This window comes from Betaproteobacteria bacterium (assembly GCA_016713305.1).
GTDB lineage: Bacteria > Pseudomonadota > Gammaproteobacteria > Burkholderiales.
The window spans coordinates 491,397-503,274 of record JADJPK010000008.1; the positions used below are offsets into that span (position 1 = coordinate 491,397).

General features: G+C 65.2%; 12 protein-coding genes. 9 read left to right on the top strand and 3 right to left on the bottom strand.

Annotated elements, in window-relative coordinates; translation table 11 throughout:
* The first annotated feature begins 12 nt into the window (after positions 1-12).
* A complete protein-coding gene (locus tag IPK20_12215) occupies positions 13-879 on the top strand; it encodes a potassium channel family protein (protein MBK8017396.1) in 867 nt (288 codons plus the stop codon).
* Between the two features lie 192 nt (positions 880-1,071).
* Positions 1,072-2,205, top strand: a complete 1,134-nt coding sequence (locus IPK20_12220) for an iron-containing alcohol dehydrogenase (protein MBK8017397.1) — start codon at positions 1,072-1,074, stop codon at positions 2,203-2,205.
* 69 nt (positions 2,206-2,274) lie between these two features.
* Here the strand turns inward: IPK20_12220 and IPK20_12225 are convergent, their stop codons facing one another.
* Complete coding sequence (locus IPK20_12225) at positions 2,275-2,454, bottom strand: YbdD/YjiX family protein (protein ID MBK8017398.1); 180 nt, start codon at positions 2,452-2,454, stop codon at positions 2,275-2,277.
* Between the two features lie 100 nt (positions 2,455-2,554).
* On the bottom strand, positions 2,555-4,618 hold the full coding sequence (locus IPK20_12230) for a carbon starvation protein A (protein MBK8017399.1): 2,064 nt from the start codon (positions 4,616-4,618) through the stop codon (positions 2,555-2,557).
* A gap of 256 nt (positions 4,619-4,874) precedes the next feature.
* On the opposite strand from IPK20_12230, the gene IPK20_12235 reads away from it, so the two are divergent.
* The 4 genes from IPK20_12235 (at position 4,875) to IPK20_12250 (ending at position 8,506) form a co-directional block, all read left to right on the top strand.
* Entirely contained in the window at positions 4,875-6,140 is a 1,266-nt protein-coding gene (locus tag IPK20_12235; protein MBK8017400.1) for a serine hydroxymethyltransferase, read from the top strand.
* A gap of 101 nt (positions 6,141-6,241) precedes the next feature.
* On the top strand, positions 6,242-6,727 hold the full coding sequence (gene nrdR / locus IPK20_12240) for a transcriptional repressor NrdR (GenBank protein ID MBK8017401.1): 486 nt from the start codon (positions 6,242-6,244) through the stop codon (positions 6,725-6,727).
* A complete protein-coding gene (gene ribD, locus IPK20_12245) occupies positions 6,724-7,833 on the top strand; it encodes a bifunctional diaminohydroxyphosphoribosylaminopyrimidine deaminase/5-amino-6-(5-phosphoribosylamino)uracil reductase RibD (protein ID MBK8017402.1) in 1,110 nt (369 codons plus the stop codon). The genes nrdR and ribD overlap by 4 nt, the downstream gene beginning before the upstream one ends.
* Before the next feature lie 73 nt (positions 7,834-7,906).
* Positions 7,907-8,506, top strand: a complete 600-nt coding sequence (locus IPK20_12250) for a riboflavin synthase (protein MBK8017403.1) — start codon at positions 7,907-7,909, stop codon at positions 8,504-8,506.
* A gap of 76 nt (positions 8,507-8,582) precedes the next feature.
* On the opposite strand, the gene IPK20_12255 is transcribed toward IPK20_12250, so the two are convergent.
* Positions 8,583-8,954 (bottom strand): PEP-CTERM sorting domain-containing protein, encoded by a 372-nt coding sequence (locus IPK20_12255; GenBank protein ID MBK8017404.1) that lies wholly within the window; start codon positions 8,952-8,954, stop codon positions 8,583-8,585.
* Positions 8,955-9,558: 604 nt separating this feature from the next.
* On the opposite strand from IPK20_12255, the gene IPK20_12260 reads away from it, so the two are divergent.
* From IPK20_12260 to IPK20_12270, 3 genes are all read left to right on the top strand, one after another.
* Positions 9,559-10,236, top strand: a complete 678-nt coding sequence (locus IPK20_12260; GenBank protein ID MBK8017405.1) for a twin-arginine translocation signal domain-containing protein — start codon at positions 9,559-9,561, stop codon at positions 10,234-10,236.
* A gap of 142 nt (positions 10,237-10,378) precedes the next feature.
* Positions 10,379-11,158: a c-type cytochrome gene (locus IPK20_12265; GenBank protein MBK8017406.1), complete on the top strand. Its 780-nt coding sequence runs from the start codon at positions 10,379-10,381 to the stop codon at positions 11,156-11,158.
* Between the two features lie 49 nt (positions 11,159-11,207).
* A partial coding sequence (locus tag IPK20_12270; protein MBK8017407.1) for a hypothetical protein occupies positions 11,208-11,878 on the top strand: 671 nt, incomplete at its 3' end.

Below are 11,878 nucleotides of genomic sequence, written 5' to 3' on the forward strand. Positions count from 1 at the left end.
CGGCACGCCCTCATGGCGCTTCGGGGTCTTTCCTGGTTCGGTATCGGCGGCGTTCCTCCGGGTGACGCCCCGGAGGCCTATCTGTGGGAGCGGCGGCTCCACTGGGTGATGATCGGGGTGGCGCTCCTGTCGGTCCCCGGCTTCTACTTCGAGGAACTGGCCTCGGGACGGCCCGCCCGCGTCCTCGGCGAGGTCATCGAGATCTTCATCCTCGTGGCGTTCACTGCCGAACTCGGATGGATGCTCCATCTCACGCGGTTCAAGGTGCGGTACCTGTTCCGCAACTGGCTCGACGTCCTGGTGATCGTGTTCACGTTGGCGAGTCTCGTGGGTTTCGAGACCGAATGGGTCACGCTCGTGCGTCTCACCCGTGTTGCCATCGTCGGACTGCTGCTCATGCGGACGTTCGCCGCCAGCAGAAAGGTATTCCGCAAGGGGGGGCTGCCCTATCTCCTGGTGTTCGGTTTCGTCGTCCTGCTCTTGTCAGGCTTCGGGTTCTACTGGCTGGAACCGACGGTGCACAGCTACGGGGAAGGACTGTGGCTGGCAGTCGTGACCGGCGCGACCATCGGATACGGGGACTTCGTTCCTACCACGACCGCAGCGCGCTTCTTCGCCGTCTTCATCGTGGTCGTGGGCGTTGCCACGATGTCGATGGTGACGGCGAGCATCGCGGCGCTGCTGATCGGCGAGGACGAGCGCCGTCTGCGCCAGGAGATGCACGAGGACGTCCGTACGATGCGCGTCGAGATCGCCAGGCTCATCACCGACGAGGAGAGGACGATCATCCGGGAACTGCACCGGGACGTCCGCCATTTGCGGGGAGAACTGGAGTCGGTGCGCGAGGAGATCGAGGCGCTTCGCCGCGCGCGCGGCTAGACATCTTCCGGGGATTCCAGAGCCTTGTCTCGGCGCTGTTCATTCGCCACGAGCATCTGGCGACCGATTCCGCGCCGGGCGGAGCCCGCATCAGGCCGTTGCGTTGCGTGATGCAGCGATCTGGCCAGCACGGCGTGCGCACTTGCGGTGAGATAATGCGAGCGTCAGCCACCCTCACACCCGCACACCGCCATGGCCACCATCAGCTATCTCACCACTGCCCAGTTCGATTTCGGCGCCATCCGCCTCGTCTCGCAGGAGTGCGTGCGGCTTGGAATCCGTCACCCGCTCATCGTCACCGACAAGGGCATCCGGGCCGCAGGCCTGCTGGACAAGCTGCAGGAGGCGCTCGACGCCTCCTTGGGATTCGACGTGTTCGACGAGACGCCGCCGAATCCCACGGAAGCGGCGACGCTTTCCGCATTGGCCCGCTACCGGGCTGTCGCGGCAGACGGCGTGATCGCGATGGGCGGCGGATCGTCGATCGATCTGGGCAAGGCCCTGGTGCTGCTCGCGACGCATCCCGAACCGCTCGTTCAGTACGCCGCCGTGGAAGGGGGCGCAGGAAAGATCACGGCAGCAGTCGCACCGCTCATCGCGATTCCCACGACGGCGGGAACCGGCAGCGAAGTCGGCCGAGGTTCCGTCATCGTGCTGAACGACGGCCGCAAACTGGGGCTGCTGTCGCCGCATCTGCTGCCCAAGGTGGCCATCTGCGATCCGGAGCTGACGCTCGGTCTGCCCCCCCTGCTCACGGCAGCCACGGGCATGGACGCGATGGCGCATTGCATCGAGACCTTCCTGTCGCCCCTGATCAATCCGCCGGCCGAAGCGATCGCGCTGGATGGCCTGGCGAAGTGCGCGCTGTACCTGGAGCGGGCCACGCGCGACGGTTCCGACCGCGACGCGCGCTGGAACATGATGATGGCCGCGATGGAAGGCGCGCTGGCGTTCCAGAAGGGGCTGGGCGCCGTTCATGCGCTTTCCCATCCGTTGGGAGCATTGAAGGATCTGAAACTGCATCACGGCACATTGAACGCAGTGCTGTTGCCCGAGGTCATCCGGTTCAATGCCGAGCACGTCGGCGACAAGCTGATCGGCATGGCGGCGGTGATGGGGCTGGAGCCGGGGGCGGATGTGGCCCGAGCCATCGCGGATCTGAACCAGCGTCTCGGTTTGCCGCCGGGGCTCAAGTCCATGGGCGTGCCAAAGGAAGCGCTGAGCGCCATCGCGGAAGCCGCGCCTAAAGACCACTGCCACGCGACCAATCCGCGCAAGGCCACCGTGGCGGAGTATCTGGCTATCCTGGAAGCTTCCTGGATCTGAGGGCAGGTCGTTCGTCAGCCAGTGAACCGCTTGCGCGGATCATCGCGGGCGCGGCGTTCTCTCTCCGAATCAGCAGCAGCGCGTCACGCCGCTCCACTTGCGGTCCTGCTCGGACGCGAAGAACTCCCTCTCGGTGAGTGGCGGCGCCTCGGGGTGGGTGCGCCGATGCCGCTCCAGATAACGCTCGTAGGCGTCGTCGCCCGACACCTCGCGCAGATAGTCCCAGAGCTTCTTCAGATCGTCACGCATGGTCTCTGGCCCCTGGCGCCGGATCGGTGATTGCGGGGGCGGGAGCGAAAGATCGAGTGTCCGGAGCGCGCGTCGCGTCGCCCCGGACGTGCACCAGCGTTCAGTCGCGCGCCCACGCGAGTTGCGTTTGCGTATGCGGAGATTCAGACAATGCCTGCACCGGCTCGCCCGCGAGGAAACGGCGTGCCATGCGCAGCATGTCGAGGATCACCACCCACAGGATGATCGCGAACAGGAGTGCCAACGCGGCGTCGATCCGCTGGCCGAAAATGAGCGACGGCGCGGAGGCGATCTTCTCGGGAGGCAAGGTGCCTGCGGCAAGATCCGCCGCGAGCTTGTTCGCGCCCGACAGGAAACCGACGGCGGGATTGGGGCTGAACACCTTCTCCACGGCCGCACTCGTGCACACGACCGCGAGCCAGGTGAGCGGCAGGCCGGTCACCCACGCATACCGTACCTTGCCCATCTTGATGATGATGCCGGTACACACGGTGAGCGCGATCCCCGCGAGCAACTGGTTGGAGATCCCGAACAGCGGCCAGAGGATGTTCACGCCCCCGAGCGGATCCTGCACACCCTGCACCAGGAAGTAGCCCCAGGCCGCGACGAACACGACGCTTGCGAACACGGTTGCGGGATAGGAAGACACGTCGCCCAGTTTCGGGGATACGTGCTTCAGCAGATCCTGCAGCATGAAACGTCCCACGCGCGTGCCGGCGTCCAGAGTGGTCAGGATGAACAGCACCTCGAACATGATGGCGAAGTGGTACCACATCGCCAGCATCTTGCCGCCGAACGTGCTGTGGAAGATCGTCGCCATGCCCACGGCCAGGGAGGGCGCGCCGCCCACACGAGCGAACAGCGTCTTCTCGCCCATCTCGCTGGCCAGGGTGTTCATCTGGTCCACCGTGACAGGGAATCCCCACGACGTGATCTTCGCCACCGCGTCGGCTGCTTCCTTGCCCACAACGCCTGCCGCGCTGTTGATGGCGAAATAGACGCCGGGCTCCATCACGGTCGCCGCGATCACCGCCATGATGGCGACGAACGACTCGAGGGCCATGCTGCCGTAGCCGATCATGCGGATCTCGCGCTCGTTGGCGAGCAGCTTGGGCGTCGTGCCGGAGGACACCAGCGAGTGGAAGCCGGAGATGGCGCCGCAGGCGATGGTGATGAAGACGAAGGGGAAGAGCGTGCCCTTGAAGATGGGGCCGGTGCCGTCGATGAACTGCGTGATGGCGGGCATCTTGACCTCGGGGGCCGTCAGCAGGATGGCGCCTGCCAGCATGAACACCACGCCCAGCTTGAGGAAGGTGGAGAGATAGTCCCGGGGTGCCAGCAGCAGCCAGACAGGCAGTGCCGCCGCGGAGAATCCGTAGATCATCACGAACCAGGCGCACTGCATGTCGTCCCAGTCGAACATGCCCTTGAGGGAATCGGACTCGTTGATGACCCCGCCGCCCCACACGCAGACGAGAAGCAGGGCAATGCCGATGAGCGAGCCTTCGAGCACCCGCCCGGGGCGGATCCCGCGCATGTAGATGCCGATCAGCATCGCCACGGGGATGGTGCCCAGCACCGTCGCCGTCGCCCACGGGCTGTGCTTCATTGCCTTGACGATCACGAGACCCAGCACGGCGATGAGGATGATGATGATCATCAGGGCACCGATCATTGCGGCCCAGCCGCCGACGGCACCGAGTTCGTCCTTGGCCATCTGACCCAGGGAACGGCCGTCGCGCCGGGTGGAGCAGAACATGGTCACCATGTCCTGCACACAGCCGCCGAGGACCGAACCGACGAGAATCCACAGCGTGCCGGGCAGGTAGCCGAACTGCATGGCGAGCGTCGGTCCGATGAGCGGTCCCGGACCGGCGATGGCGGCGAAGTGGTGTCCGAAGGCGACCCACTTGTTCGTGGGCACGAAATCGCGTCCGTTGTTGAAGCGTTCCGCCGGCGTGGCGCGTGTCTCGTCGAGCACCAGCACCTTGGCGCATATCCAGGCACTGTAGAAGCGGTACGCGATGAGGTACGTGCATACGGCTGCGGCGATGAACCACATGGCGTTGATCGACTCGCCCCTGTGGAGCGCGATGCCGCCGATGGCCGAGGCGCCGAGGATGGCGATGGCCACCCAGATCAGCTTGGACAGGACGTTGGGCATTTCAGGGTTCTCCTCCCGTTGGATGTCGCGTGCCCGCGGGCAGCCGCGGATGTGTTCTCCCGTTCCGGCAGGGCCACCCTGTGTCGAACCCCGCCAGCGAACGACGGATCATACGACAAGGCCATCGCCCAATGCGATGTGCAGTGCGGCAACTCCCTCAATGGCAAGGCGTTTTCCACAGTTTCCGGGACGGCACCCGGAGGGAGGCAGCGGCGCGGGTGGTAACATCCCGGGCCTCTCCCCAGGCAGGACCGCCATGTTCAGCAGCCAAGACACCATCGCCGGGTTCGACCCCGAGCTTTCCCAGGCCATCGAGGCCGAGATCGCGCGCCAGGAAGATCACATCGAACTCATCGCCTCGGAAAATTACACGAGTCCCCGAGTGCTGGAAGCCCAGGGTTCGGTTCTGACGAACAAGTACGCGGAAGGGTATCCGGGCAAGCGCTACTACGGCGGCTGCGAGCACGTGGACGTGGCGGAACAGCTCGCCATCGATCGGTGCAAGAAGCTCTTCGGTGCCGAGTTCGCCAACGTGCAACCGCACTCCGGATCGCAGGCGAACCAGGCGGTATACGCCGCGGTCCTCAAGGCCGGCGACACGATTCTTGGCATGTCGCTGGCCCACGGCGGACACCTCACGCATGGATCGCCGGTCAATCTTTCCGGCAAGCTCTACCACGCCGTCGCGTACGGCATGACGGCGGACGAGGCCATCGACTACGACGAAGTCGCCCGGCTGGCCGCGGAACACAAGCCTCGCCTGATCGTGGCCGGCGCATCGGCCTACGCTCTGCGCATCGACTTCAAGCGATTCCGGGAAATCGCCGACGCGGTGGGCGCTTACCTGATGGTGGACATGGCGCACTACGCCGGTCTGGTGGCGGCAGGGCTGTACCCCAACCCGGTCGGCATCGCCCACTTCGTCACGAGCACCACGCACAAGACGCTTCGCGGGCCACGGGGCGGCATCATCCTGGCGGGCGCAGAGCACGAGAAGATCATCAATTCCGCGATCTTTCCCGGGATCCAGGGCGGGCCTCTCATGCACGTGATCGCAGCCAAGGCGGTCGCATTCAAGGAGGCGATGACCCCGGCCTTCAGGCAGTACCAGACCCAGGTGATGGACAATGCCATGGTGCTCGCGAAGGTGCTGGCGGAGCGGGGGTTGCGCATCGTGTCCGGCCGCACGGAAAGTCACATGTTCCTGCTGGACCTGCGCGCCAAGAAGATCACCGGCAAGGATGCCGAAGCCGCGCTGGGCCGGGCCCACATCACCGTCAACAAGAATGCCATACCGAACGATCCGGAGAAGCCGTTCGTGACCTCCGGCATCCGGATCGGCTCGCCTGCCATGACGACGCGAGGCTTCAGGGAACTGGAAGCCGAACGGCTCGCCAATCTCGTCGCCGACGTCCTCGACGCTCCGCAGGACGACGCCGTGATTGCCCGGGTCGCGGATGACGTGAAGGCGATGTGCGCGAAGTTTCCCGTCTACGAATCGTCGGCGGGCCGCAGCCGCTGAGCACCGGCTCCCCAGGGTGATGCCGCCGCCAGGAAAGCAGAAGTGCAGAACGCTCGTTCGCTGATTGCGCGTGAGGGCCGGAGTACTGTGCCCGAAATTCCATGAAGTGCCCGTTCTGTGGCCATCTGGATACGCAGGTGGTGGATTCGCGGGTAAGCGAGGATGCCGACAGCGTCCGCCGCCGCCGGCGCTGCCTGGCATGCGACAAGCGATTCACCACCTTCGAGCGTGTCGAACTGCGGATGCCGCAGATCGTGAAGACCAGCGGCAGCCGGGCGGAGTTCGATGAGCGCAAGCTGCGCACGAGCTTCACGCGGGCCTTGCACAAGCGTCCGGTTCCTACCGAGCAGGTCGACGCCGCGATTCAGCGGATCACGCAGCGGTTGCTGGCGCTGGGCGAGCGGGAGATTGCCTCGCGGGCCGTGGGACAGATGGTCATGAAGGAACTGTACAAGCTCGACAAGGTGGCCTACATCCGCTTCGCATCCGTCTATCGCAGCTTCCAGGACGTGGACGACTTTCGCGATGCGATCGAAGAAGTCGCCAAGCCGGTCCCGCGGCGCAGACGCACGACGCTCCGTTCATGAGTTTCACGTACGACGACCGGGGTCACATGGCACGGGCGCTGGAACTCGCGGCGCTCGGCATGAATACCACCTCCCCCAATCCGCGGGTCGGGTGCGTGCTCGTGCGCGACGGTGCGACGGTGGGCGAGGGCTGGCACGCGCGGACGGGCGAACCTCACGCGGAAGTGCATGCGCTCGCGGCTGCCGGAGACCGAGCGGCGGGGGCCACCGCCTATGTTTCGCTCGAGCCGTGCAGCCATCATGGACGGACGCCTCCCTGCGCAGACGCGCTGATCCGCGCCGGTGTGCGGCGTGTGGTTGCCGCCATGGAAGACCCCAATCCCAGGGTACGGGGCCAGGGTCTGGCCCGGCTCAGGGAAGCCGGCATGGAGACCGACTGTGGTCTGCTGGAGGACGAGGCGCGCGAACTCAACATCGGTTTCGTGGCGCGGATGACCCGGGGACGGCCCTGGCTCCGCGTGAAGATCGCCGCGAGCCTGGATGGCAAGACTGCCCTGCCCAACGGCGCGAGTCAGTGGATCACCGGGCCCGAGGCGCGCCGTGACGGTCACGCCTGGCGGGCACGCTCATGCGTGGTGATGACCGGGATCGGCACCTTGCGTGACGACGATCCGAGGCTCACCGTGCGCGATGTTCCGGTGCAACGCCAGCCGGTGAGGCTGGTGGTGGACAGCCGTCTGCGCATTCCGCTCGATGCCAAGATCCTGGACGGCGGCAGTCTCATCGTCGCGACTGCCACGGACGATGCCGAGAAGGTCGCACAGCTCGCCGAGCGGAACGCGGAGGTCTGGGTCCTGCCGGACTCCACCGGCAAGGTGGATCTGCCGTCGCTCATGCAGCGTCTGGGAGAGCGGCAGGTAAACGAGGTGCTGGGCGAGGCCGGCATCAACCTGCACAGCGCGCTGTGGGCAGCCGGCGTCGTGGATGAACTCGTGCTGTACCAGGCGCCGCGGCTGCTGGGCGATGCGGCGCGTGGAATGCTCAGGCTGGCGCCCGGAGAACTCGTCGACGACATGCCGCAACTGGATGTGCGCGACATTTCACGCTTTGGCGACGACCTGAGGATCATCGCGCGGCCTCGTCGCCGTTCATCCCATTCAACCTAGGCCAGGCCCGCCTGATGTACGCGCCGCGTGCATCGAAGGGACCGTCAATCGGAAACCGGAGCTTCCCCAGATCATGTTCACCGGAATCGTGCAGGCCATCGGCAGGATAGACCGCTTCATACCTAGCGGACTTGGCGCGCGCGTCAGGATCGACGCGCCGACCCTGGATCTCGGAGACGCGATGCTCGGCGACAGCATCGCCGTCAATGGTTGTTGCCTTACGGTCGTGGCGCTCGATGGCTCCGGGTTCGAAGTCGACGTGTCGAGGGAGACGCTCGACTGCACCGTGGGCTTCCGGCCGGGAGAGCGGCTCAACCTGGAAAAGGCGTTGCGGGCGAATGACCGCCTGGGCGGTCACCTCGTGACCGGTCACGTGGACGGGGTAGGCGAAGTAGTGAACGTGGAATCGCTCGCGGACAACCGCAAGCTCGAATTCCGGGTTCCTGGAGAACTCGCGCGTTACGTTGCGCGCAAGGGCTCGATCACCGTGAACGGTGTGAGTCTCACGGTCAATCGGGTGGGAGACGACTGCTTCAGCGTGAATCTCATTCCACACACGCTGGCGGTCACCAATCTCGGCGACCTCGAGACGGGATCACGGGTGAATCTGGAGGTGGATCTGATCGCCCGGTACGTGGAACGCATGCTGTCCGGAGATTCCTCACATCCCTGAGATGCACGAACGGCAACACCCGCCGCGACGATGCGCAGGCGGGCGTTCCTGGAGGGGGGTACTGGCAGCTGGATCGTCAGTGGTTGCGTGCGACCCTGCGGCTCGCTCCAGCGACAATGCCCAGTCCCGCAAGGATCAGAAGATAGGTGGACGGTTCAGGCACCGCGGTGGTCACTTCATCCGTGACGACCGCATATCGGTCGCCCAGTTCGGGGTCACCCACGAGGAACGAGAAGTTCATACCGTTCTGATAGGCAGGCGCCGGCTGAAACTGGCCGGGATCCGGCACCGTGGCGGGCAGCGGCGCGGGCGCGGTCAAGGCGTCCGGGCCTCCGAAGGGCTCGAAGTCGTACATGGACAGCGAGAACACGTAATCATGGGCACCCGGCACGAGTTCGGGCCCGTTGAACGTCTCGGCATACAGGAACATCGCGTCCTGTCCGTTCATGCCCGAATAATTGTCGTAGAGGTTCAACCACGCCGATCCGTTGGCGGAGTCCCAGTTCCAGGCATTCGAACCGATCGTTACAGTGAGACTCTGGAGGAAAGTAGTGTAGTCGGCGATGCCACCCGCGTTGTTGTCGGGCACGGCTGCATCGTCGTAGGAGAAATCGAGTTCGAGAATTGCCGAGTTGGAGGGGACCCCGGGAAAGTTGCTCGCGATGATGGGACCCTCGTAATGCCCCGTCACGATCGCCGCCGAGACGGGTTGGGTCAGCATCGCCCCGGCGCACAGGGCGCCGCCCAGCATTGCGTTGAGTCTGCTCTGCTTCTGCTTCGACATTCCGGGTCTCCCTTGTAGATGGATCTGGCAGCGCCAGATCGTCCTTGGCGTATGCAGTGAGTGACAGCAACTATCACGCCTAGCCCTGGAGGCGTCGACGGCTCCGCTCGCGACTCGGTCCCGCGACACTCCGGACCCTGTGGCGGGGCGTTGCATGCTGTCAAGAAATTCGACGCAACGTCGCTGCGCCTTCTTGGCGTCAGGCCCTTTGGTACCATTCGCCGCAGTGCGCGAAGGCCACGCCCGCCAACCAGAGGAGGAGCACAGCATGAAAGAGACACCGTTTCCCGAGAATCGACGCGAGTTCCTGACGCTGGCCGCCGCTGCCGCCGCCGGACTCGGTGCCACGCTGCCGGTGGCCAGTTCCGCGGTTCATGCCGCCGAGGCCTCTACCGAGCTGGCGGCGGATATCGCCCGCTGGTTCGAGAGTGTGCCGGGTAAGCATCACCAGGTGACGGACTGGCCAGAGCTCAACCACGGCATGGGGCTCATCTATACCCTCGCTTTTCTGATCAGCACCCCGGCAGGCCTCGGTGTATCGCCTGCCGACGTGGGGGCCGTGCTGGTGATCCGGCACGATACGATTCCGCTCGCTCTTGGCGATGCGGTCTGGGCGAAATACAAGCTGGGCGAGGTGTTCAAGATCGACGATCCCGAAACCAAGGCACCTGCTGTCCGCAATCCCTATTACCTCAAGCCGGGCGCGTTGCCCTTCCAGGAAGCGGCATTGTCCAGGTTGATTGACGCCGGCGTCCGGGTCGCTGCGTGCGATCTGGCGCTGACGTTCCGCAGCATGATGATCGCGAAGAAGATGGGACTGGAGCCGGCTGCCGTGAAACAGGAGTGGATGGACGCGTTGCACCCGGGCATCAAGGTCCTTCCCTCCGGCGTGTTCGCCTGCCACGCAGCGCAGGCCAGGGGTTTCACCTACATGTTCGCCGGTTGACGATGGGTTCGGCGCTTCGCGTGTGGTCGCGAGGCGCCGACGGTCGCGGCATCCGCAGTTGCACGCAAGCACCGGCCCGGTCGTCCTGCCTTCCTTCATTCACATGCATCGCCCGAGCCTGATCGGACGCGTTCTCCTCACGGTGGCAACCGCGCTCATGAGCGCGGTTGCCTGCGCGCGACCCTCCATCGACGAACTGAAAGCCCGGGGCGTGCTCGACGACTACGAGAGCAATGTCGTATTCGGGTACAACATCGTGATGGACACGCCCCGTTACGCGCCCCGGTACTCCGGCAACCGGCTCAGTTGCACGAACTGCCATCTCGCCGGGGGCACGGCACCCGATGCCTTCCCGCTCAACGTGGCGGGTCTGTACCCGCGCTGGAGGGCCAAGAACGGCGTGCGCAACGGAATCGGCCTGCGCATCCGGGAATGCTTTCTCTATAGTCATAACGGCGTGATGCCTCCCGCGGACGCGCCCGAAGTGCTCGCAGTCGCCGCCTATGTGAACTATCTGTCGGAGGGCGAGGTGATCGGCAAGCCCCCCCGCAGCTGGGGCGTGCCCACGCTCACGGACACCGACCAGGATCCCAATCCCGCCATGGGAGAGACGGTCTACAAGCGCGCTTGCGCGGCTTGCCACGGGCCGGAGGGGCGTGGCTCCTCCACCGTGCCGCCCGTGTGGGGTCCGGAGTCGTACAGCGCTGGTGCAGGCATGAACAACATCGAAAAGGCGGCCGCATTCATCTGGGCCAACATGCCGCTCGGGGCGGGGCGATCGCTCACGCAGCAGGAAGCGCTCGACGTGGCGGCCTTCCTTCATCTCCAGTTGCGTCCATTCGATCCCCGCGAGGGACGGCTGAAGAAGCTGGCGGAACGCGTGGTTCAGTGGTTCCGCGGCGGAACAGGGAGCGGACGCTGAGGGTGCGACGCTCAGGACCATCGGCCCGAGTCCGCCTGCGGGCCCGATCGTGAGCCGGGTGCGTATCCTGCCTTCCCTGGTCCGCGAGGCGCTGCCGGATGTGTCGTGGTGGGCACATGCGGACAAGCGGCGTGAATTCGGTTCCGGAATCGCCGGCGCGATCCTGGTCATCCCTCAGGCGATCACGTTCGCCTACGTGGTCGGACTCGCTCCGGAATACGGCCTGTACTGTGCAGTGTTCGTGGCGCTTGTATCGAGCCTGTTCGGAAACTCCGCGATGGTGGGCGGTCCCAATACCGCGTTGTCGATCCTCATGAGTCTGGCGGTCATGCCTCACGCGGGACGAGGCAGCCCCCTCTACACCGACTACGTCCTGCTGCTGAGTCTCATGGTCGGCGTGCTGCAGCTTGCGTTCTGGCTGTTGCGTGGGGCCGCGGTCTTCCGGTTCCTCAGCCCGGCCGCGATCGGTGGCATCAAGATCGGCGTGGGGGTGCTTCTCATCACATCCGCGCTCGAGGGTTCGCTGGGCGTCTCGGGCCTGTCGATGCAGTTCTTCTACGAGAAGTTCTACGTTGTGGTGGCATCGTGGAACGACATCGTGAATCCGTACGCGGCCGCGATAAGCGGCGTGACGCTGGTTTCCGCCGTGGCCTTCAAGCGGTTGTTTCCCCGTTCCTACATCATCGTGGCCATGCTGCTGGGAGCCGTCACGGGTGCGCT